Source organism: Streptomyces sp. NPDC038707 (genome assembly GCF_040636485.1).
In the GTDB taxonomy this organism is placed as follows: Bacteria; Actinomycetota; Actinomycetes; order Streptomycetales; family Streptomycetaceae; genus Streptomyces.
The window spans coordinates 128,226-151,367 of sequence record NZ_JBEZUP010000010.1; the positions used below are offsets into that span (position 1 = coordinate 128,226).

Here is a 23,142-nt window from a genome sequence, read left to right on the forward strand (position 1 = left end):
TCCGGGCAACCCTTCCAGCTCTTGACCGATCCAACCTGCCGGATCAAGAAGCGGTGGCCGGGACCTGCTTTCGGAGGGGGATGCAGGTCCCGTCCGCTGCCCCCCGCACGCGTCCGGCGGGTCCGGTCACTTCTTCGGCGGCACCGCCGGCATCCCCAGGAACGGCAGTCGCAGCGCGCCGAACGCGTCCGCCGGGACCACCGGCGCCTTGGGCTCCACCGGTGCCAGCCGCTCGTACGCCGCTCCCTGCGCCGGGCGCGGGTCCTCCTCGCCCTTGTTCGGCCAGAACGACATCGCCCGCTCCGCCTGCGCGGTGATCGTCAGCGAAGGGTTGACGCCCAGGTTCGCCGAGACCGCGGAGCCGTCCACGACCGAGATGCCGGGGTGGCCGTAGAGCCGGTGGTAGGGGTCGATCACGCCCGTCTCCGGGGAGTCCCCGATGGTGCAGCCGCCCAGGAAGTGCGCGGTGAGCGGGGTGCCCATCAGCTCGCCGATGTTGCTGCCGGCGAAGCCGTTGATCTCGGCGGCGAGCGCGGAGGCGGCCTCGGTCGCGGCCCTGATCTGCTTGGGGTTGGGCGCGCCGTGCCCCTGCCGGGCGGTCAGCAGGCCCCTGCCGAGGCCGGCGGGCTTGAGATACGTGGTCAGCGAGTTGTCCAGGGACTGCATGACCAGGCCGATGATGGTCCGCTCCGACCAGCGCCGGTTGGACAGCGAGCGGGCGACCTGGACCGGGTGCCGGGCCGCGTTCGCCAGCCAGGCCAGCACGCGCGAGGACCCCTCGGCGTACGGCACCTGGAGGATGGACAGGCTGCCCATCGCGTTGGAGCCCTTGCCGTAGCGGACCGGCTCGATGTGGGTGTTCTCGTCGGGGTGGACCGAGGAGGTGATGGCGACGCCCTGGGTGAAGTCGGCCCTGGGCGTGCCGGTCGCCCGGCGGTAGCGGCGGTCGTCGGTCTGCGCGCCCACCAGTGCCTCGGAGTTGGTGCGGGTCAGGTCGCCGAGCCGGGGGGACAGGTACGGCAGCTGGCGGCCCGCCTTCATGCGGTGCAGCAGGGTCTGGGTGCCGTAGGTCCCGGCCGCGAGGACGACCCTGCGGGCGGTGAACACCCTGCCGTCGGCCGTCCGCCTGCGGTCCGTCGGCAGGGTCGCCACCGCGTAGCCGCCGCGCGAGTCGTCGGTGACGGACACGACCGTCGTCATGGGGTGGACGACCGCGCCCGCCTTCTCCGCCAGGTGGAGGTAGTTCTCGTTGAGGGTGTTCTTCGCGCCGTGCCGGCAGCCGGTCATGCACTCGCCGCACTCGGTGCAGGCCCGCCGGTCGGGCCCGGCCCCGCCGAAGTAGGGGTCGGGCACCCGCGCGCCGGGCTCGGCCGTCGTCGTGCCGTCGGCGTCCTTGCCGTCCCCGAAGAACACGCCCACCGGGGCGAGGTGGAAGGTGTCGCCGACGCCCATCCGCCTGGCCGCCGCCCTCAGATGGACGTCGGAGGGGGTCATGGTGGGGTTGAGCCGCACCCCGAGCATGCGGCGGGCCTGGTCGTAGTACGGCCGCAGCTCCTCCTGCCAGTCGGTGATGTGCCCCCACTGGGGATCGTCGAAGAATGCCTTCGGCGGTACGTAGAGGGTGTTGGCGTAGTTGAGCGAGCCGCCGCCGACGCCCGCGCCGGCCAGCACCATGACGTTGCCCAGCAGGTGGATGCGCTGGATGCCGTACATGCCGAGCCGGGGTGCCCACAGGTAGTTCTTCAGGTCCCAGGAGTTCTTCGGGAGGGTGGCGCGGGTGAAGCGCCGGCCCGCTTCCAGCACTCCGACCCGGTAGCCCTTCTCGGTGAGCCGGAGGGCCGACACCGAGCCGCCGAATCCCGAACCGACGACGATCACGTCGTAGTCGTACCCGTCCTCGTCCCGGGTCTGGACAGACTGCTCCTGCGACACGTGCTCTCCTCGGTGAGAACGGGTGCTTTCCGAAAGGGGTTTCTCGGGGAACGGGGGGCTTCTCGGGGAACGGGGGGGGCTTCTCGGGGAACGGAGTCACTCGGGGAACACGGCGTCCCCTAGCGGAACCGGAACGCCTTCATCAGGCGCAGGCTCGTGTTCATGAACCGGGCGTACGCCTCGTCGTCCATGCCCAGCGAGGGCGCCATCGGCAGCAGCCGCTGCTGGGCGACGGTCTGGGCCTCCGTGTACTTGAGGATGCCCTCGGAGCCGTGGCGGCGGCCGAGGCCGGAGTCCTTCATGCCGCCCATCGGGGACTGGACGCTGCCGTAGGCGGGCGCGTAGCCCTCGTTGACGTTGACGGTTCCGGTGCGCAGCCGGGCCGCGATGTCCCGGCCGCGGCGGGCGTTCGTCGTCCACACGGACGCGTTCAGGCCGTACGGCGTGGCGTTGGCGCGTTCCACGGCCTCGTCGTCGGTCCGGAAGCGGTAGACGGAGACGACCGGGCCGAAGGTCTCCTCCTCGCAGACGGACATCGCGGGCTCGACGCCGTCGAGGATGGTGGGCTCGAAGAAGTAGGGGCCGATGTCGGGCCGGGCCACGCCGCCCGCGATCACCTCGGCGCCCTTGGCCACGGCCTCCTCGACATGCCGTTCGACGGTCTTGAGCTGGCGTTCGCCCACCAGCGAGCCCATGTCGGCGCCGTAGGCGAGGGAGTTGCCGAGCCGCATGGCCTTCGTGCGGGCGGCGAACCGGTCCAGGAAGGCGTCGGCGACGGACTCGTGGACGTAGAGCCGCTCGATGGAGACGCACAGCTGGCCGGCGGAGGAGAAGCAGGCGCGGACGGCGCCGGCGGCGGCCTTCTCGATGTCGGCGTCGTCCAGCACCAGCATCGCGTTCTTGCCGCCGAGTTCGAGGGAGACGCCGACCAGGCGGGAGGCGGCGCCGACGGCGACCTCGCGGCCGGTGCGGGTGGAGCCGGTGAAGGAGACGTAGTCGGCGTGCCGGACCAGTTCGGGGCCGACGACCGGGCCCTCGCCGAGGACGACCTGGAACACACCGTCGGGCAGCCCCGCCTCGATCAGCAGGTCCCGCGCCCACAGCGCGGTGAGGCAGGTCTCCGTGTCCGGCTTCATCACCACGGCGTTGCCCGCGGCGAACGCGGGCAGGGCGTCGCCGACGGACAGCTCCAGCGGGTAGTTCCAGGGGGCGATCTGGCCCACCACCCCGCGCGGGTGGCGCAGTTCGGTGACCTTCGTCAGGCCCGGCACGGCGCCCGCGTGCCGCTTGGGCCGCAGATACGCGGCGGCGCGGCGGCCGTAGTGCCGGGCGGCGACGGCGACGGCCTGCACCTCCTCGTGCGCGTGCAGGCGGGCCTTGCCGGTCTCGAGCTGGATCAGGTCCAGGACCTCGGCCTGCCGCTCCAGCACCAGGTCGTGGAAGCGCAGCAGTACGGCGGCGCGCTGCCGTACCGCGGTCGCCGCCCAAGCGGTCTGCGCGGCACGGGCCGCCGCGAATGCGTCCCGTACGTCGTCCGGGGTGGACTCGGGCAGGTCGGCCAGCTTCTCGCCGGTGAACGGGGTGTGGCTCGCGGTGCGGCCGGAGCCGGTGACGCCCTTGGTGAGCCGGGCCACCAGCTCCGGGGTGACCACGTCGGCGGCGGTACGGGCGCCGTCGGGGGCGGGCGCGAGCGGGTTGGTGCCGGCGATGTCCGGGGCCTGCGTGTCCGTCATGACGCGCAGGGTATGCCGCGGCGGCCCCTTTGTGTACCCGTCGGTAACGCGGATTCACCGACCGCTCACATCCCGCCAGTGATCACTGGCAGCGAACGCGCTGATCAGGGCGTTGACGGGGTGGCGGTCAGTCGGCTCCGGGTTTTTTCACCGGCAGCGCGGGGCGAGGAGGCGCAGGGGGGTGCGGCGGGCGGCGGGTCCGGGTTCCGGGGCCCGGGGCTCCGGCGCCGGAGCCGGCATGGACGTGGACACCGGCACCGGTTCCGGTTGCGGTTCCGGTACGGCGGTGAGGCCCGCGCAGTCGCGGAGCGCGGCCTCGGTCCGCGCCGCGTCCGGGCGGGCCGCCGGTTCCTCGGCGTGCAGCCGGTCCAGCAGCGGACCCAGCGGCCCGGGGTCCGTGTCCCCCACGGCGGTGCGCAGCAGCGCGCCGAGGGACCACAGGTCGCAGGCCGGTCCGGCACCGGGCCCGGCCGCCCGTTCGGGGGCCACGAAGCCGGCCGGCGCGTCCCCGGCGGGCCCGTCGCCGATGCCGAAGTCGGTGAGGACGACGCGCCCGGTACCGGACTCCAGCAGCACATTGGCCGGTTTGACGTCCCGGTGCACGATGCCGACGGCGTGGGCGGCGCGCAGCGCGCCGAGCACGGCGAGCCCGATCCGCGCGGCCTCGGCGGGCGGCAGCGGTCCGCGCCCCAGCACCTCGCGCAGCGACTCCCCCGCCACCAGCTCCATGACGATCCACGGGGTTCCGGCCTCGGTGACCACGTCGTACACCGTCACGGCCGAGGGGTGGCGCACCCGGGTGGCGGCGCGGGCCTCGTGACGGAGCCGGCGGGCGAGGCGCCGGCTCTCCTCGTCGGTGACCGGATCGCCGGGCAGCAGCGGCTCCTTGAGCGCGACCGGCGTCCCCCGCTGTTCGTCCAGGGCCCGCCAGACGGTGCCGGCCGGGCCGGTGCCGAGGCGTCCGGTCAGCCGGTAACGGCCGCCGATCAGACGTGCGTCGGGCGGATGTGCGCCGTCTTCGGTCATGTCCCATCAGTACCGTGCGCGGCGCGCCGCTGTCGAAGCGGGCGGCCCTCACCCGCCGGCCGAGAAGGTGTCCACGGCCACGTCGAAGTACTCCCGTGCCTCGCGCACCTTGCCGACCGGCGCCGACACCCACACGTCGTACAGCCTGCCGTTCTGCTCCCAGCACAGGTCGTAGGTGTGGCGCGGGCCCTCCGCCGCGCTGAAGCCGTTCCAGGTGAACTCCCAGAAGGCGGCCGGGTGTCCGGCGTGCGTGGTGGGGGTGACCCGGCCGTCGTGGTAGCCGGGGTTGTTCTCGGGTCCGGCGGCGGCGGAGCGCTCCAGCACGCCCCGGGGGCCGCCGGGTCGCGGGCCGGTGATCTTGACGCCCAGGCGGAAGGTCTGTCCGGGCGAGAGGTAGAAGACGCGTTCGCCGTGCGGGCTGCGGGTGAAGTCCTCCGGGACGGCGAGGGAGAAGCCGGCCGGGTCGTGGGCCGTGCGGTAACCGGAGGGGGCGGTGTGCGTGCCGGTGCCGGGTGAGGGAGTGACCGGTGTCCGGGGCGCCGTCGGGACGGGCGCCGTACCCGTGCCGGTGCCGGTCGCCGGGGTGGTGGCCGTGCCGCCCGGGGTGCCGCCGCCCGCGTCGCCTCCCTGGTGCAGCAGCAGCGCGGCGGCCGTCACGCCCGCCCCGGCCAGCGCGGCCACCAGCAGCGCGGCCACCAGGACCCCGCGCGGGGCCGGCCGGGCCGGGGGCGGCTGTGCCGTCGGCCGGCCCGGGCCGGGCGGCGGCCCGCCGTGCGGCAGGTCCGGCGGGGTCGGCGAGTGGGCCACCGGGACCTTGTGCGTCCGGCCGCCGCCGATCCGGTGCAGTCGCCCCACGCCGTGCGCTCCCGCCGTACCGTGGCCGCCCGGCGCGGCCGGTGTCCGGCCGGTCTCCAGGTACGCCCGCAGCATCCGCTCGGCGTCCGCCGCGCCCAGCCGCCGGTCGGGGTCGCGCTCCAGCAGCCCGAGGACGACGGGCAGCAGCGGCTCGGCCTGGGCCGGCGGGCGGATCTCGGCGGAGACGACGGCGTGCAGGATGCCGCCCAGCGAGTCGCGCCGGAACGGCGATTCGCCGCTGAGCACCGTGCACAGCAGCGCGCCCAGCGACCACAGGTCGGACTCCGGCCCGGTGCGCAGCCCGGACATCCGCTCGGGCGCGGTGTACTCCGGCGAGCCCACGAAGGCGCCGGTCTCGGTGAGCGTGGTGGCGCCCTCGACCTGGGCGATGCCGAAGTCCGTGAGGACGACCCGGTCGGTGCCGGACTCGATCAGGACGTTCGCGGGCTTGATGTCCCGGTGCAGCACGCCCGCCTCGTGCGCGGTGTGCACGGCGCTCAGCAGGGCGATGCCGATCCGCGCGGCCTCGGCGGCGTCGACCGGGCCGTCCCGGGCGATCCGTTCGGCGAGCGAGGGACCGTCGACCAGCTCCATCACGAGGTACGGCCGGCCGTCGTGCTCCACCACGTCGTGCACGACGATGATGTGCGGGTGCCGCAGCTGGCAGACCGCGCGGGCCTCGCGGAAGGTGCGGTCGCGGCGGCGGCGCGCGTCGTCGTCCGGGAGCGAGTCGTCGGGCAGGAACTCCTTGACCGCCACCTGACGGCCCAGCACCTGGTCGCGCGCCCGCCACACGACGCCCATGCCGCCGCGCCCGACGCGTTCCTCCAGGCGGTAACGGCCCGCGATCAGCCGGAATCCGGCTCCCTCGGTCCCCATGCGCCCCATCATGCCGCAGCGGGCGCCCGCGTCCTCGAAATCCGGTCGTGGTCCGCGGGCAGGCGGTTCACCGGTCGGACAGCCGTTCCCGGCGCGGGGGGCGCAGTCGGCGGCGGCGGGCTCAGCGCGGCTCCTGCCAGCCCTGGAGCACCGCCTTGAACCGCGTGCGGGCCTGGTCCCAGTCCGCGGCGGGCGAGGACATGTAGATCACGTACTCGGTGCCGTCGCGCGCGATGTACGTCTCCTCCACGGCGCGCCGCGGGCCCGGGAATGCGATGTCCTTCGCGAGCGCGGTCCAGGTGTACTCCCAGACGGAGCCGCCCAGATCGCGGTAGACGTTCTTCTCCAGCCGGACCCGTTGGTAGTCGACCAGCCGCCGGGCGAGCTGGCCGTCCAGGTCGAGCTGGTGGGAGTAGGCGTCCTTGAAGTCGGGCGAGGTGTCGATGGCGATGCGGACGAAGTGCTCGCCGTCGTCGGGCGTGTAGTCGACCTGCCGGAGGTCACCGGACACCCCGACGACCCTCCGCGACCAGCCCTCGGGCAGATACAGGCTGAAGCCCCACTCGTCGTCGTACCGGCGCCAGGAGGCCGGGATCGTGCCGTCGGCGCCGGGCGTGGCGCTGCCGCTCGCGGCGGGCGAGGGCGTGGCCGGGCCGCCGTGCGCCCCGCCGCCCCCCTCGGTGGTGCTCCACTTCTGGACGGCCACCGCGGCGCCGGCGCCGAGCACGGCCGCGAGGGTGACGACGAGCGCGAGGGTGCGCAGCCGGCGGCGGGGCCGGGCCGGGGTAGACACACCCGCCGGACCGGGCGGTACGGGCGCCACGGCCGTCGGTCCGGTGAGGGAACCGGCCGCGCCCGCCGGGGCTCCGGGGAGGCTCCCGCCGGGCCCGGCCGGGTGAGCGGCCGTGCCCGTGCCCCCGCCGGCCGTCCCGGGGGTGGGCACGCCCGCGCCCCGGGTCGGCAGGAACTCCTGCGCGGCGCGCGGTCTGCGCCCCTCCGCCGCCTCGGCGAGCATCTGCTCCGCCGCCGCGACGCTCGGCCGTCCGGCCGGGTCCTTGTGCAGCAGCGCGGCGATGACCGGTTCGAGCGGGCCGGCGTGGCGCGGCTCGGCCGTGTCCTCCTCGACGATCGCCTGCATGGTGCTCAGCGGCGAGGTCCGCCGGAACGGCGAGCGTCCCTCGACCGCCGTGTACAGCGTGGCGCCGAGCGCCCACAGGTCGGAGGCCGGGCCGGGGTCGTGGCCGCGCACCCGCTCGGGGGCCAGGTAGTCGACGGAGCCGACGACCTCCCCGGTGCGGGTGATGGTGGAGTCGCCCTCTATCTGGGCGATGCCGAAGTCCGTGAGCAGCACCCGGCGGTCCCTGCCGAGCAGGACGTTGCCGGGCTTGACGTCCCGGTGCAGCACACCGGCGGTGTGCGCCGCGCGCAGCGCCCGCAGCACCCACAGTCCGATCCGCGCGGCCTCCGCCGGCTCCACGCGGCCCTGTTCCTTGACCAGGTCGGCCAGCGACTCGCCCTCGACCAGCTCCATCACGATCCACGGCCGGCCGTCGTGTTCGAGGACGTCGTGCACGGTGACGACGGCGGAGTGGTTGATGCGCGCGGCGGCCCGCGCCTCGGCGCGGGTACGGGCGAGCAGCACGGCCCGGTCGCCACCGGAGGCGTAGAGCGCGGCGGTCAGCTCCTTGACGGCGACCATCCGGTGCAGCACCTCGTCGTGGGCGCGCCACACCCGGCCCATCCCGCCCCTGCCGATGGACTCGGCGAGCCGGTAGCGGCCTGCTATGAGCAGGCCCTGCATCTGATTCACGTTGCCCCGCAATGCTCTTGACAGGGCCAGACTAAGGACCGGCCCCCACCCAGGGAACCAGCGGGGTACACCGGTGACCGCACTGTGACGATGGTCGTTCCCCCGCGGACGGGGAACCGGAGCCCCCGAGCACGCGCTGCTCAGCCCGTGTAGCGATACGTCGCCACGGCCTGCTCGTACAGCCGGGTCACCGCGTCCCGCTCGCCCTCCGGACCGCGCACCTGCACGATGTGGTAACGGCCGTTCAGCAACAGCGCCATGTTCCGCACGAACCGGTCCCGCCCCTGCCCGTCGGTCCAGGTGAACTGCCCCTCGGCCATGGTCCGTCCGCCCACCTCGGTGGTCCGCAGACCGCTCGCCGTGGACCAGCTGGAGTCGCGGTACGGCTGGAGCTCCCGCTCCTTGTCCCGCTGGTAGGCCATCGGATCGCTGCCGTAGGCGGACGCCCCGTCCCGGCCCGGTACGACGACCAGCTCGAAGTTCCCGTGGGCGTAGACCACTTGGCCGCTGCCGTTCCTCGGGGTGCGGTCCCAGCCCTCGGCGACGGCGATCCGGAAGCCGTCGGGATCCTTGCGCAGGGTGAACCCGTCGGGCACGGAGGGGTCCCCGCCGGTCTGGGTCTCGGTCGCGGGCGCGGAGGTGCCGCCGGCCGGCGCGCTCCGCCCGTCGGCGGGCTGCCGGGTGTGCGCGGGCAGCGGGCTCGTCCGCCCGGCGCTGCCGGTGCGGTCCCCGCCGGTCTCCCGCTCGGGCATGAGGAACATCGCGTAGGCGACCCCGCCCGCCAGCAGGAGCAGTATCAGCAGGAGCAGGGTCCGGCCGAGGCTGCGCGGCGAACGCGCACCCTCGGAGGCCCGCTTGTGCCGTCCGTGCGGAGGGGCCACGACCTCGCCCGCGCGGCGGCGACGGCGCACCAGCTCGCCCCGGCGCCGCACGATCGGCAGCCGGCTCGGGTCGGCGGGCGGCACGCGGACGACCCGGGTACCGGCCTCCGGCTCCGGCGCGGACCGCACCAGGGACCGCAGCCAGCCGCTCAGCTCCTCCACGTCCGGCCGCTCGGTGGGGTCCTGGCGCAGCAGCGACTCCACGACCGGGCGCAGCGGCCCGCACTCCTCCGCGTACGCGGGCGGCTCGGCGCACACCAGCTGCACCAGCTCGGCCGTGGACTCCTCCGGGTACGGCGCGTGTCCCTGCACGGCCCGGAACAGCAGCGCGCCCAGCGCCCACAGGTCGGTGGAGGGGCCGATCGGCGCCGCCAGCTGCCAGTTCTCGTGCACGGGCCCGGCCTGCTCCGGCGCCCACCGCTCGGTCACCGGCCCCACCACGGCCATCCGCACCTGCCGGGCCCGCTCGGCGGCGAGCGCGCTGCCGGGGCCTCGGCGCAGGGCGCCGGGAGTGTCCCAGCCGGAGGCCGGGACGGCGCCCGGGCCCTGCGGGCGAACAGGCCCGAGCCCGGGGGCGAGTCCGGACTCCGGGCGGTCGTACGGGCCGGAGGGGCGGCCGGTGCCGGGACCGGACCCGGGGGTGCCGGGGCCGTCGGCCGGTGGGTGCCGCCGGTCGTGCCCCTGGGGCGGGACACGGCCGGGCCGCGACTGCGCCGGGGGCAGGCCCAACCGCCGGGTGCCGCCGTCGAGGGCCTGGGGGCCGCCGTCCGGAGCCTGGGCCGTACCACCGCTCAGGGCCTGGCGTGGGTCGGCGGAACCGGGGCGTGGGGCGGCGCCGTGCCAGGGGGTGCCGCGCACGCCGTACGGATCGGCTATCCGGCCGGGCGGTACCGCGCTGCCCGGGTCCGAGGGGTACGACGGCTCCGCCGGGCCGTCGGCCCGGTCGGCGCCGGCCGGCGGGCGGGCGCCGGGCAGGGCGGGACGCGGGCTGTGCTCCGCCTCGTGCACCCGGGCGGCGGCCCGGGCGCCCGCCCGGTACGCGGCGATGGCCCCGGCCCGCGCCGCCCGGACATCGGCACCGGTGTCCAGAGCCGGCTGCCCCGCCGCGCCGGGCATCCCGTCGTCACCGGGCGCCGGCAGCGCTCCGGCCGCCCGTGCCCGGATGGCGGCCCGCCGCACGGCCTCCGGGTCGGCGTCCGGGTCGGCTCCCGGCACGCCGTCCGCCGCACCGCCGGGACCGGAGGAGCCGGCCAGGTCCCCGCTGCGGTCCGCGTCCGCCCCCGGCCGTCCCGGGTCCCCGGCCGGGCCGGCGCCGAGGGCCTCCCTGGAGCCCTCGCCCCCTGGCATCTCCTCTGGCGTGTCCTCGGGGGCCGGCACCGGGTCGTACCCGCAGAGCGCCTCCTCCGCCGCGCCGGCCGCGAGACCGGTCAGCACCACACGGCCGTCCTCGCAGACCAGGACCGTGCGGAGGGTGATGTTGCGGTGCACCCAGCCGTGGGCGTGCAGCACCCGGAGCGCCATGAGCACGTCGGAGGCGACCTCGGCCGCCCGGTACGGCGTCAGCGGCCGCTCGGTGAGCAGGGCGGCCAGCGGGCGCGCGGCCACCAGCTCGCTGACGATCCACAGGGACCCGCCCTCGGCGAACACGTCGAAGACCTGGTCGAGGCGCGGGTGGTCGGGGACCTGGGCCGCGGCCTGCGCGGCCTCGACGGCGCGCCGCACCGCGGGGTCGGCGGGCCGCCGGGTGGCGGCCCCGGCCTCCGCCGTCCGCCGCGGCGGACGCTCGCGGGCGGTGAACCCCTCGGGCAGTCCCTCGGCGTCCAGCACCTCGGCCTCGACGACCTCCGGCAACGGCACCTGCCGGACGAGGACTTCCTGGCCGCTGTAGGTGTCGAAGGCGCGGCTCTCGGTGAATTCGTAGGCGTCGGACGGCGGCAGCGGCAGGCGGTAGCGGCCGGCGAGCACCCGACCCGCGTAGTCGTCCACTGTGCCTCCCTCGGCCGCCCGGCTGGTCATGTCCGTCCGTCCCACGACCGTCTCGCACACGCATGCGGCCGCGTACGGTCCGCGACCCTTCACGATACGTGCCGGAGGCAACCCGCACCGTGCGGATGACGGATTCTCAGGCACCAAACCGGCGGGCGGTGTCTACGACTTGGGTGCGAAGGACTTCGTCAGCGTCTTCCAGGTGTCCTTGCGCAGGTCGCCGTGCCAGTCGGCGTCCCGCGCGGTGTACATCAGCGCGTAACCGAGGTGGTCGTTCACCACGAAACCCCGGTCGACGGTGCGGAACTCGGTGCCGTCGTCGACATAGGTGAACTCCCAGTCGGCCGTGTTCCAGCCGCGGTAACCCACCTTCTCTATGCGGATCTTGTGGTACTGGGAGCGCACCATGTACCGCTCCTGGTTCCGCCAGTCCGCCACCGGGTCGTCCTTGGGCGTGCCGGTCCAGGCGACGAGCAGCTTCTGCCCCCGGGGACCGGTGTAGCGGTCCCCGGCGGCACCGGTGGTCCGGTACTTCCACCCCTTGGGCAGGCCGATCGAGTAGCCCTGGCCGCCCTTGCGGGTGCTCTCGACCGGTGCGCTCCCGCCCTCCTCGCCGGCGGGCGCGGCGGATTCACCGGAGCCGTCCGAGTCGCCGGCGGCCGGGCTCGCCCCGGTGTCCGTGGCGGAACCGGTGGCGGTGGCCGCCGAACTCGCGCCGTCCGTCCGGGGCGCGCTGCCCGACTCCCCGGCCGTGTCCTTGGTCCGCTCGGCGGTCGGGCGGGCGCCGGCGGCGGACTCGGCCCCGCTGTCCTTGCCGTCGTCGCCGCTGAAGGCGAAGGCCAGCACGGTCCCGAGCACCGCGAGCACGACCACGGCGACGATGACCACCAGCGTGCGTCTGGGCACCACGTCGGTGAGCGGCGCCCTCGGCACCGGCCGCGGCGGCAGGTCCAGGTCCGGCGGCGGCACCACGGGCCAGCCGGAAGCCGGCTTGTTCGTGCTGGAGTTCGGCCCGGCGACGCTTCCCGGCCCGCCCACGGCACCGGTCCGCGTCCCGTTGACGGAACCGCCGGCACCGAGCCGCGCCCCGCCGGTGACGGCACTTCCGGCGCCCGGCAGCGCACCGGGCGCACCCGGCGCGGACGGCGCGCTCCCGCCCCGGGTCCGCGCGGGCGCGGTGCCCGTGGCCGCCGCCCCCGCCGCCTTGCGCACCGAGCGCAGCGCGCCGCGCAGCTTCTCCCCGGCCTCCTCGCCGCGCCTGCTCTCCGGCCCGCCGGGCTGGACGGGCAGCGGGACCACCCGGGTGGCGTCCATCGGCTCCGGCTCGGGCGCGTGGATCACCGCGTTGAGCATGGCCCGGGCCCCGGCGTCGTCGAGCCGCTTGGCCGGGTCCTTGGTCAGCAGGCCGTAGATGACGTCCCGCAGCGGGCCGGCGTTCTTGGGCTCCTCCAGCGGCTCGGTCATCACCGCGGTGAGCGTGGCGATCGCCGAGCCCTTGTCGTAGGGCGGCGTGCCCTCGACCGCCGCGTAGAGCAGACCGCCGAGCGACCACAGGTCGGCCGCCGGTCCGGGCTTGTGGCCGCGGGCCCGCTCCGGGGAGATGTAGGACGGGGCGCCGACGAGCATGCCGGTGGAGGTGATGGACGGGTCGCCCTCGACCTGCGCGATGCCGAAGTCGGTGAGCACGACCCGGCCGTCCTCGGCGATGAGCACGTTGGACGGCTTCACGTCCCGGTGCAGGATGCCCTCGCGGTGCGCGGAGCGCAGCACGTCCAGGATGGCGAGCCCCACCTCGGCGGCGCGCCTCGGCTTCAGCAGCCCGTCCTCGCGGATGACCTCGGCCAGGGACTTGCCCTCGACCAGCTCCATGACGATCCAGGGCCGGTCGTCCTCGTCGACCACGTCGAAGACCGTCACCGCGCTGTTGTTGCGGATCCGGGCGATCGCCTTGGCCTCGCGCAGGGTGCGCGTGATCAGGCGCCGCTTCTCCTCGTCGTCGATGTTCGACGGGAACCGCAGTTCCTTGACGGCGACCGTCCGGCCGAGGGTCTCGTCCTCGGCGCGCCAGACCGTGCCCATACCGCCCCGGCCCAGCACATCCCCCAGCCGGTACCGCCCGGCGAGGAGACGCCGCTCGCTCTTGTCCTGACGAGTCTCCTGACGAGATGTACCCGCCCGCTCCGCCTCCGACATGCGTCCCCTCATACAACCCGCCCTGACAGAGCCTCCATTGTCTCTCACCCGGCAAGTGCCCGACGCCCAGGGTGCCCCTGGCCGCACCCCGCCCTCCCGTCTCCGCGCCCCCTCTTGAAGCGGGTGTTCCGCTTACCGGGATGATGGGTCGTAAGAGGGGAGGAACCGGCACACCACCCCTCCAGAGAGCCCTGCCCACACCCCCGCGCCCCGCCCCCGGCCACCCCCTGTCACCGTCGAATTCCGCCATCCACCCGGTAGAACGCCCGGGGTTCCGGCGAAGATCCCGAAATCGCCCACTCGTTCGAGTGAACGCCGGCCGTGCCCCGCCACCGCCGCGGGCCGGGAACCACGGAGCCGGCGAACCCGCAGGGCCCTGGATCCGCGGCGGCCTACAGCGGCACGATGTCCGGCGCGCCCAGCCGGGCCGCGTCCGCCGTCTGGTCGTCCGGCTGGAGCTGGGACTCGCGCTCGGCCTCCACCCGCTTCTCGTAGTGCTCCACCTCGCGCGCTATCTGGTCCGCGTCCCAGCCGAGGACCGGTGCCATCAGCTCGGCCGCCTCCCGGGCGCTGCGGGTGCCGCGGTCGAAGGTCTCGATGGAGATGCGGGTGCGGCGGGTGAGGACGTCGTCCAGGTGCCGGGCGCCCTCGTGCGAGGCGGCGTACACCACCTCGGCGCGCAGATAGTCGTCGGCGGCGCCCAGCGGTTCGCCGAGTCCGGGGTCGGCGGCGATCAGCTCCAGGACCTCCTCGGCCAGCGAGCCGTAGCGGTTCAGCAGGTGTTCCACGCGGACCACGTGCAGTCCGGTGCGGGCGGCGATCCGCGCCCGCGCGTTCCACAGGGCCTGGTAGCCCTCCGCGCCGAGCAGCGGGGTCTCCTCGGTGACGCAGTCGGCGACGCGCATGTCCAGGCCGTGCACCGCCTCGTCGACGGCGTCCTTGGCCATCACCCGGTACGTCGTGTACTTGCCGCCCGCCACGACCACCAGGCCCGGCGCCGGATGGGCGACCGTGTGCTCGCGCGACAGCTTGCTGGTGGCGTCGGACTCGCCGGCCAGCAGCGGGCGCAGCCCGGCGTACACCCCCTGCACGTCGTCGCGGCCGAGCGGCACGGCCAGTACCGAATTGACGTGTTCCAGCAGGTAGTCGATGTCGGCACTGGACGCGGCGGGGTGGGCCTTGTCCAGGTCCCAGTCGGTGTCGGTGGTGCCGATGATCCAGTGCCGGCCCCAGGGAATGACGAACAGGACGGACTTCTCGGTGCGCAGGATCAGACCGGTGGTGGAGTGGACGCGGTCCTTCGGCACGACGAGGTGGATGCCCTTGGAGGCGCGGACGTGGAACTGGCCGCGCTCGCCCACCATGGCCTGGGTGTCGTCGGTCCACACGCCGGTGGCGTTGACGACCTGCTGGGCGCGGATCTCGTACTCCCCGCCGCCCTCGACGTCCCGCACCCGGGCGCCGACGACCCGCTCGCCCTCGCGCAGGAACCCGGTCACGCGCGCGCGGTTGGCCGCCTTCGCGCCGTACGACGCCGCCGTGCGCACCAGGGTGGCCACGAAGCGGGCGTCGTCCATCTGGGCGTCGTAGTACTGGAGGGCGCCGACGAGGGCGTCCTTCTTCAGGCAGGGGGCGACGCGCAGGGCGTGACGGCGGGTCAGGTGGCGGTGCGTCGGCAGCCCCCGGCCGTGGCCGCGGGCCATCGACATCGCGTCGTACAGCGCGACGCCCGAGCCCGCGTACAGCCGCTCCCAGCCCTTGTGCTGGAGCGGGTAGAGGAACGGCACCGGTTTGACCAGGTGCGGGGCGAGGCGTTCCAGCAGCAGGCCGCGTTCCTTGAGTGCCTCGCGGACCAGGGCGAAGTCGAGCATCTCCAGATAGCGCAGGCCGCCGTGGATGAGCTTGCTGGACCGGCTGGAGGTGCCGGACGCCCAGTCCCGGGCCTCGACCAGGCCCGTGGACAGACCGCGGGTCACCGCGTCCAGCGCGGTGCCGGCGCCGACCACTCCACCGCCGACCACCAGTACGTCCAGCTCGCGTTCCGCCATCGCCGCCAGTGCCTCGGCACGCTGCGCCGGCCCCAGTGTCGCTGTCCTCACCGCTGCCTCCCGCTGTCGCTGACTCGCTCGCGTCGGCCGCACCCGGTGGGCGTAGCCCCGTCATGCCCTCCTCATGCCCAAATGATGACCGCGATGCGCCGCTTCAGCCACCACGGACTTCCCACCTGTGGATAACTCGCGCACAACCATCGGAAGACACACAAACACAATCACACATAACGGTCATATGTGTACCTAGTCTGTGAGTGCGCGCGCTCATGCTGTCCACAGCGGTTGCGCACCTGTTCCGCTTCGGCTACTGGGAAGGACGGCCCACGCATGCCCGCAGACCTCGCCGTCATCGGACTCGGCCCCTACGGACTGCCGCTCGCCCAGGCCGCCGTCGCCGTCGGCGTCCGCACCGCCGGCTACTCCACCGGCCCCGAGACGGGCCCGCTCAGCGCCGCCGAGCTGCGCCGGATGCACTCCGCGGGCTTCCGTCTCGCCACCGACCCGGCCCAGCTCGGCCGGGTGCGCACCGCGGTGATCTGCGCGCCCACCCCGCGCGGCGCCGACGGCGGCCTCGACCTCGGCCAGGTCGAGGCCGCCGCCCGCACCCTGGCCGCGCACCTGCGCCCGCACACCACGGTCATCCTGGAGTCACCCGTGCTGCCCGGCACCACGGAGGAGTTCCTGCGCCCGCTGCTGGAGGACGGCTCGGGCCTGCGGGCCGGCCGCGACTTCCACCTCGCCTACTCCCCCAGCCGCGTGGACCCCGGCAGCCGGGCCCACACGCCCGCCTGCACCCCGCGGGTCATCGGCGGCCTCACCCCCGCCTGCACCGAGTCCGCCGCCGCGTTCTACGGCCGGCTCACCGACAAGGTGGTCCGCGCGCGCGGGCTGCGCGAGGCGGAGACCGTGCAGTTGCTGGAGACCAACTACCGGCACGTGAACATCGCGCTGGTCAACGAGATGGCCGTGCTCTGCCACGAGCTGGGCGTGGACCTGTGGGACGTCATCCGGTGCGCGGAGACCAAGCCCTTCGGCTTCCAGGCGTTCCGGCCGGGCCCCGGCGTCGGCGGGCACGGCGCCGCACAGGACCTGACCGGGCACGCGACCCGCACGCTGCGCATGGTCGAGCTGGCCCAGCAGGTCAACAGCCGGATGCCCCGGTACGTCGTCCAGCGCGCCGCCACGCTCCTGAACGAGCACGGCAAGTCCGCGCGCGGGGCCCGGGTCCTGCTGCTCGGCGTCACCTACAAGCCCGACCTCGCCGACCTCCAGGGCACGCCCGCGCGCGAGATCGCCGTCCGGCTGATGGAGTTCGGCGCGTCCGTGAGCTACCACGACCCGTACGTGCCCGCCTGGAACGTCCTGGACCGCCCGGTCCCGCGCGCCGACTCCCTCTACGAGGCCGCCGCCGACGCCGACCTCACGATCCTGCTCCAGCACCACCGCACGTACGACTTGCAGGGCCTGTCGGTGAAGGCCCAGCTCCTGCTCGACACCCGGGGAGCCACACCCACGGGGGCGGCGCACCGGTTGTGAAGGGGGGCGCGCGGAGGTGTGGGGGCCTCGGACTGGTGGCGTCGGAAATTCCCCGCCGGTACCTTGGGCACAGACGGAGCCCACCGCAGCGGCCACTGCGGCAGGCTCCTGGATGGATCACGGAGTGTCCACCCCTAGTTCTCATGGGGGTGGCCGCTCACCATCCGAAGATCCGCAAGATCCACCTCCTCCGGAACTTCACCAGCCGAAGGCGAGTGCGGTCCCAGCGGTCGGGCTTGCGGTGGCGTCCCATGGGCGCCCCCTTCCACGATGCCGCCCATTGGCCCGGTAGGCGGTCCGTCTGGAATTCGGGCCGGGCCCCGAGGGCGGGAGCCCGGTCCAGATCCTTGGAAGGGGGCGGCCCAGAGAGCCCGGGTCGCCGGTCACGGACATTACCGGCCCGCCTACGCCCGTTCGGCCCACATTCGCCCCGAACACAACCGTGCGCCCCCTTTCACGCAGTGCGCCCCCGGGCAGAGCGTCCCGGGCATGCGAAAGGGCCGGCCGTCCACCAGGAACGACCGGCCCTCAGGGCGTCGCGGGGACCGCCCGGTGACTACCGCCGGTGCTGGCTGTCCGCCACCGTCACCTCGACCCGCTGGAACTCCTTCAGCTCGCTGTAGCCGGTGGTGGCCATGGCGCGGCGCAGGGCGCCGAAGAAGTTCATCGAGCCGTCCGGGGTGTGGGACGGACCGGTGAGGATCTCCTCGATGGTGCCGACCGTGCCGAGGCCCACCTTCTTGCCGCGGGGCAGCTCCTCGTTGACCGCCTCCATGCCCCAGTGGTGGCCCTTGCCGGGCGCGTCCGTGGCACGGGCCAGCGGGGAGCCCATCATGACGGCGTCGGCGCCGCAGGCGATCGCCTTGGGCAGGTCACCGGACCAGCCGACACCGCCGTCCGCGATCACGTGCACGTACCGGCCGCCGGACTCGTCCATGTAGTCCCGGCGGGCCGCGGCCACGTCGGCGACGGCCGTCGCCATCGGGACCTGGATGCCGAGGACGTTGCGCGTGGTGTGCGCGGCGCCGCCGCCGAAGCCGACCAGCACGCCGGCCGCGCCGGTGCGCATCAGGTGCAGCGCGGCGGTGTACGTGGCGCAGCCGCCGACGATCACCGGCACGTCCAGCTCGTAGATGAACTGCTTGAGGTTCAGCGGCTCGTGCGCGGACGACACGTGCTCCGCCGACACCGTGGTGCCCCGGATCACGAAGATGTCCACACCCGCGTCCACGACCGCCTTGGAGAACTGGGCGGTGCGCTGCGGGGAGAGCGCGGCGGCGGTGACCACACCGGCGTCGCGCACCTCCTTGATGCGGGCGCCGATCAGCTCCTCCTTGATCGGCGCCGCGTAGATCTCCTGGAGGCGGCGGGTCGCCTGCTCGGCGGGCAGCTCGGCGATCTCGTCCAGCAGCGGCTGCGGGTCCTCGTACCGGGTCCACAGGCCCTCGAGGTTCAGCACGCCGAGGCCGCCCAGCTCGCCGATGCGGATCGCGGTGGCCGGGGAGACCACGGAGTCCATGGGGGCGGCCAGGAACGGCAGCTCGAAGCGGTAGGCGTCGATCTGCCAGGCGATCGAGACCTCCTTCGGGTCCCGCGTACGGCGGCTGGGGACGACGGCGATGTCGTCGAAGGCGTACGCCCGGCGGCCGCGCTTGCCGCGCCCGATCTCGATCTCAGTCACGTCTTGGCCTTTCCCTGATGCGTTTCAGCGTCTTCCAGTATCGCCGACGGCTGCGACAGCGGCCCCCACCCGCACGGCGAGGGCGGCCCCGGAGTCCTCCGGAACCGCCCTCGATGAGCCTCACGCGTGCGCGCGCGTCACTTCTTGCCGCTGTAGTTCGGTGCCTCGACCGTCATCTGGATGTCGTGCGGGTGGCTCTCCTTCAGGCCCGCCGAGGTGATCCGCACGAACCGGCCGTTCGCCTGGAGCTCGGGCACGGTCCGGCCGCCGACGTAGAACATCGACTGGCGCAGGCCGCCGACCAGCTGGTGGACGACCGAGGACAGCGGGCCGCGGTAGGGCACCTGGCCCTCGATGCCCTCGGGGATCAGCTGCTCGTCGGAGGCGACACCCTCCTGGAAATAGCGGTCCTTGGAGAACGACCTGCGGTCGCCGCGGGTCTGCATGGCACCGAGGGAGCCCATGCCGCGGTACGACTTGAACTGCTTGCCGTTGATGAACAGCAGCTCGCCCGGGGACTCCTCGCAGCCCGCGAGCAGCGAGCCGAGCATCACCGTGTCGGCGCCCGCGACCAGGGCCTTGGCGATGTCGCCGGAGTACTGCAGGCCGCCGTCGCCGATCACCGGGACACCGGCGTCCTTGGCGGCGAGCGCGGCCTCGTAGATCGCGGTGACCTGCGGGACGCCGACACCGGCCACGACGCGGGTGGTGCAGATGGAACCGGGGCCGACACCGACCTTGATGCCGTCGGCGCCCGCGTCGACCAGGGCCTGGGCGCCGTCGCGGGTGGCGACGTTGCCGCCGATGACGTCGACGCCGGAGGAGTTCGACTTGATCTTGGCGATCATGTCGCCGACCAGCCGGGAGTGGCCGTGCGCGGTGTCCACGACGATGAAGTCGACGCCCGCCTCGATCAGCGCCTGGGCGCGCTCGAAGGCGTCGCCGGCCACGCCGACCGCCGCGCCGACCAGCAGGCGGCCCTCGGCGTCCTTGGCGGCGTTCGGGTACTGCTCCGCCTTGACGAAGTCCTTGACGGTGATCAGACCCTTGAGGATGCCCGCGTCGTCGACCAGCGGCAGCTTCTCGATCTTGTGCTTGCGCAGCAGCTCCATGGCCTCCGGGCCGGAGATGCCGACCTTGCCGGTGACCAGCGGCATCGGGGTCATGACCTCGTGCACGCGGCGGCTGCGGTCGCTCTCGAAGGCCATGTCACGGTTGGTGACGATGCCGAGGAGCCGCTTGTCGCCGTCGGTCACCGGGACGCCGCTGATGCGGAACTTGGCGCACAGCGCGTCGGCCTCGGCGAGCGTGGCCTCCGGGTGGATGGTGATCGGGTCGGTCACCATGCCGGACTCGGAGCGCTTCACCAGGTCGACCTGGTTGGCCTGGTCCTCGATGGACAGGTTGCGGTGCAGCACGCCGACACCGCCCTGGCGGGCCATCGCGATCGCCATGCGGGACTCGGTCACCTTGTCCATGGCGGCGGACAGCAGCGGGATGTTGACCCGCACATTGCGGGAGACGTACGAGGTGGTGTCGATCTCGTCGGGCGCCATGTCCGACGGGCCCGGCAGCAACAGCACGTCGTCGTAGGTCAGCCCGAGTGTCGCGAATTTACCGGGCACTCCGTCGACGTTGGCAGTCATGACACCTTCCCCAAATGGCCTTGATCGGTGCGGATGTCCATGCTAACGGGAAGCGTCGCTAGCAAATTCCACGGTAAGGGCTCGCTTCAGGCTTCGTATCTTCGTACGAAACCCTCGGTGCGCGGGTACGGTGACGGGGCTACGACGGCTCCGTCCAGGGGGTTACTGCTCGGCGAGCGCCCTGAGGCGGCTCAGCGCCCGGTGCTGGGCCACGCGGACCGCGCCGGGTGACATTCCCAACATCTGCCCCGTCTCCTCCGCGGTCAAGCCCACGGCGATGCGCAGCAGAAGCAGTTCGCGCTGGTTCTCCGGGAGGTTGGCCAGCAGTTTCTTGGCCCACTCGGCGTCGCTGCTGAGCAGGGCGCGCTCCTCCGGGCCGAGGGAGTCGTCGGGCCGCTCGGGCATCTCGTCGGACGGCACCGCCGTCGACCCCGGGTGGCGCATGGCCGCGCGCTGGAGGTCGGCCACCTTGTGGGAGGCGATGGCGAAGACGAACGCCTCGAAGGGCCGGCCGGTGTCGCGGTAGCGCGGCAGCGCGAGCAGCACCGCCACGCAGACCTCCTGGGCGAGGTCCTCCACGAAGTGGCGGGCGTCACCCGGGAGCCGGGACAGCCGGGTGCGGCAGTAGCGCAGCGCCAGCGGATGGACCCGGGCGAGCAGATCGTGCGTGGCCTGCTCGTCCCCGTCGACGGCACGATGCACGAGCGCACCGATCGCCCCAGGGGCCGTGCCCGCCTCGTCGTCGCGCATCGGTCCATGGTGCCCTGTGGCCGCGCGGTCCGTCGCATCGTGCTCGTGGTTGTGCACCGAAGCGTTATGAGCAGGTGCGCCGGCACTCATCCCCTGCGCCCTCCCCTTCCGCTCGACCGACTCGTCCCCGAGAGACTCCACATCTCAAGGATGCGGCATCCGCGCCGAAACGAGCAGCGCGCGTCCGGCGGGCCGCCGCGCGCGCACCCTTCCAGGGGCCCGGCAGAGCGTACGACGACCGGGCGCGCACTCGTCGTCGGGGGCACTGACGTGCGCCGGAGCACACGCCTGCGCGCCCGGCGCGCACAGCAGGACCGCGCGCCGACGCGGGATGCGCGGGCGGCTGCCACCGGAGCCGGACCTCACTCACACCCGTACGACGATCCCGCCGGGCGTACGCCGCCCGCCCCCGCACGAGGGACCGGCCACGGCAGGCCCGGCACTTCCCGCGGCACCGAGGACGGCGCCCCGTACCGAGAGGGGTTCGCGCACCCTGGGCACACCCCGGGACCGGCGGAGCACCGAGCCCAGTGCGGCGCGGTCCGGAACCCCGGACCCGGTACCGGACCCGTCGGCGGAGTACCGGGTCCGGGCCGTCACCCGCGCCACCGGATCCGGCGCGACACCCGGAGTTCCAGTACGCGCGGAATGCCGGGACGGACCGGACGTCAGGCACTGGCCTGCGCCCGGCCCCGACCGGCGTCGGGGCACCACGGCCGGGCCCGCTCCCCGGAACACCGGGCCCGGCCCGGCACCCGGTGTGCCGGCCGCGCAGTGTTACCGGACCAGGCCCCAGCGGAACCCGAGGGCCACCGCGTGGGCACGGTCCGAGGCGCCCAGTTTCTTGAACAGGCGGCGGGCGTGCGTCTTGACCGTGTCCTCGGAGAGGAACAGCTCGCGGCCGATCTCGGCGTTGGAGCGGCCGTGACTCATGCCCTCCAGCACCTGGATCTCGCGCGCGGTGAGCGTGGGCGCCGCGCCCATCTCCGCCGAGCGCAGCCGGCGCGGGGCGAGCCGCCAGGTCGGGTCGGCGAGCGCCTGCGTCACCGTGGCCCGCAACTCCGCGCGCGAGGCGTCCTTGTGCAGGTAGCCGCGGGCACCGGCGGCGACCGCGAGGGCCACGCCGTCCAGGTCCTCGGCGACGGTGAGCATGATGATGCGCGCGCCCGGGTCGGCGGAAAGCAGCCGGCGCACGGTCTCGACGCCGCCCAGACCGGGCATGCGCACGTCCATCAGGATGAGGTCGGAGCGGTCGGCGCCCCAGCGGCGGAGGACTTCCTCGCCGTTGGCCGCCGTCGTCACACGCTCGACACCGGGCACGGTCGCGACCGCGCGGCGGAGCGCTTCTCGGGCAAGCGGGGAGTCGTCGCAGACGAGGACGGATGTCATGACCGCCCTCCGCAGCTGATGCGCGTCACCTTGAGCCTCCAGGCTGGTACGGAATCGTCACCTGTGCGGTCGACCGTCTCGGACGCCTGCCCGAGCGCTTGTTCTTTCAACCGCCTCCGCACTCTCAACGACGGTCACTCGAAAGAGTTACGGGCCCGCGTGCCGTCTTCGGCACTCTATGTGAGGGGACCGACACGGTGCCGACATGCCCGTCGGACTCTCAACTTTTCATCACAACCTATGACCCATTCGGCCCCTTTTCTTCCCGTTTCGCAGTGTCCGGGGCTAGATTCGCAATGAGTCATATTTTCATCTCCTTAGACCGGAGATGTACGGTCGTTGGCACCGTACCCGCCCAGATCGGCGACAAGGGGTCACGTAATGGCAGATTTCTCCCGCCTTCCCGGACCGAACGCGGACCTGTGGGACTGGCAGCTGCTGGCTGCCTGCCGCGGCGTGGACAGCTCGCTCTTCTTCCACCCGGAGGGCGAGCGCGGGGCGGCTCGGAGCGCTCGCGAGAACTCGGCCAAAGAGGTCTGCATGAGATGCCCGGTCCGCGCGGAGTGCGCGGCGCACGCGCTGGCGGTGCGCGAGCCGTACGGCGTCTGGGGCGGCCTGACCGAGGACGAGCGCGAGGAGTTGATGGGGCGGGCGCGCAACCGGCTGGTGACGGCCTCCACCCCCGGCGGGGATACCGCTCGGGATCACTGAAGGAACGTTTCTGTACGCAGGATCCGCCGACCGGGTGCGTCCCTCCGCCCGGCCCGGCCCGCACGGGGCCCGCAGGGGGCACG

Annotated in this window: 14 protein-coding genes; 2 read left to right on the top strand and 12 right to left on the bottom strand. The window is 73.8% G+C overall.

Annotated elements, in window-relative coordinates:
- Positions 1–126 precede the first annotated feature (126 nt).
- The 8 genes from AB0E62_RS16295 to AB0E62_RS16330 all read right to left on the bottom strand — a co-directional run bounded on the left by AB0E62_RS16295 (position 127) and on the right by AB0E62_RS16330 (position 15,394).
- Entirely contained in the window at positions 127–1,932 is a 1,806-nt protein-coding gene (locus AB0E62_RS16295) for a GMC family oxidoreductase (protein WP_362193152.1), read from the bottom strand.
- 119 nt (positions 1,933–2,051) lie between these two features.
- The gene (locus tag AB0E62_RS16300; RefSeq protein ID WP_362193155.1) at positions 2,052–3,665 is read right to left on the bottom strand and encodes a succinic semialdehyde dehydrogenase; all 1,614 of its coding nucleotides are present in this window, start codon (positions 3,663–3,665) and stop codon (positions 2,052–2,054) included.
- Positions 3,666–3,812: 147 nt separating this feature from the next.
- Entirely contained in the window at positions 3,813–4,691 is an 879-nt protein-coding gene (locus AB0E62_RS16305) for a serine/threonine-protein kinase (protein WP_362193158.1), read from the bottom strand.
- 48 nt (positions 4,692–4,739) lie between these two features.
- Complete coding sequence (locus tag AB0E62_RS16310; RefSeq protein WP_362193161.1) at positions 4,740–6,425, bottom strand: serine/threonine-protein kinase; 1,686 nt, start codon at positions 6,423–6,425, stop codon at positions 4,740–4,742.
- A 121-nt stretch (positions 6,426–6,546) separates the two neighbouring features.
- Positions 6,547–8,226: a serine/threonine-protein kinase gene (locus AB0E62_RS16315; protein ID WP_362193164.1), complete on the bottom strand. Its 1,680-nt coding sequence runs from the start codon at positions 8,224–8,226 to the stop codon at positions 6,547–6,549.
- A gap of 149 nt (positions 8,227–8,375) precedes the next feature.
- A complete protein-coding gene (locus AB0E62_RS16320; RefSeq protein WP_362193167.1) occupies positions 8,376–11,102 on the bottom strand; it encodes a protein kinase in 2,727 nt (908 codons plus the stop codon).
- Between the two features lie 162 nt (positions 11,103–11,264).
- Positions 11,265–13,295, bottom strand: a complete 2,031-nt coding sequence (locus tag AB0E62_RS16325) for a protein kinase (protein ID WP_362193170.1) — start codon at positions 13,293–13,295, stop codon at positions 11,265–11,267.
- A 392-nt stretch (positions 13,296–13,687) separates the two neighbouring features.
- Positions 13,688–15,394, bottom strand: a complete 1,707-nt coding sequence (locus tag AB0E62_RS16330; protein ID WP_362193173.1) for a glycerol-3-phosphate dehydrogenase/oxidase — start codon at positions 15,392–15,394, stop codon at positions 13,688–13,690.
- A 279-nt stretch (positions 15,395–15,673) separates the two neighbouring features.
- Between AB0E62_RS16330 and AB0E62_RS16335 the strand changes: the two genes are divergently transcribed.
- Positions 15,674–16,882 carry a nucleotide sugar dehydrogenase gene (locus AB0E62_RS16335; RefSeq protein WP_362193176.1) on the top strand — a complete coding sequence of 403 codons (1,209 nt, stop codon included), beginning with the start codon at positions 15,674–15,676 and terminating at the stop codon, positions 16,880–16,882.
- A gap of 556 nt (positions 16,883–17,438) precedes the next feature.
- On the opposite strand, the gene AB0E62_RS16340 is transcribed toward AB0E62_RS16335, so the two are convergent.
- The 4 genes from AB0E62_RS16340 to AB0E62_RS16355 form a co-directional block, all read right to left on the bottom strand.
- Positions 17,439–18,563, bottom strand: a complete 1,125-nt coding sequence (locus tag AB0E62_RS16340; protein WP_362193179.1) for a GuaB3 family IMP dehydrogenase-related protein — start codon at positions 18,561–18,563, stop codon at positions 17,439–17,441.
- 137 nt (positions 18,564–18,700) lie between these two features.
- Positions 18,701–20,209, bottom strand: coding sequence for an IMP dehydrogenase (gene guaB, locus AB0E62_RS16345; RefSeq protein ID WP_362193182.1), 1,509 nt, complete (start codon positions 20,207–20,209; stop codon positions 18,701–18,703).
- 162 nt (positions 20,210–20,371) lie between these two features.
- Positions 20,372–20,959, bottom strand: a complete 588-nt coding sequence (locus AB0E62_RS16350; RefSeq protein ID WP_030601058.1) for a sigma-70 family RNA polymerase sigma factor — start codon at positions 20,957–20,959, stop codon at positions 20,372–20,374.
- A gap of 777 nt (positions 20,960–21,736) precedes the next feature.
- Entirely contained in the window at positions 21,737–22,348 is a 612-nt protein-coding gene (locus AB0E62_RS16355) for a response regulator transcription factor (RefSeq protein ID WP_003948568.1), read from the bottom strand.
- 381 nt (positions 22,349–22,729) lie between these two features.
- On the opposite strand from AB0E62_RS16355, the gene AB0E62_RS16360 reads away from it, so the two are divergent.
- Positions 22,730–23,059 carry a WhiB family transcriptional regulator gene (locus AB0E62_RS16360; RefSeq protein WP_362193185.1) on the top strand — a complete coding sequence of 110 codons (330 nt, stop codon included), beginning with the start codon at positions 22,730–22,732 and terminating at the stop codon, positions 23,057–23,059.
- Positions 23,060–23,142: the final 83 nt, after the last annotated feature.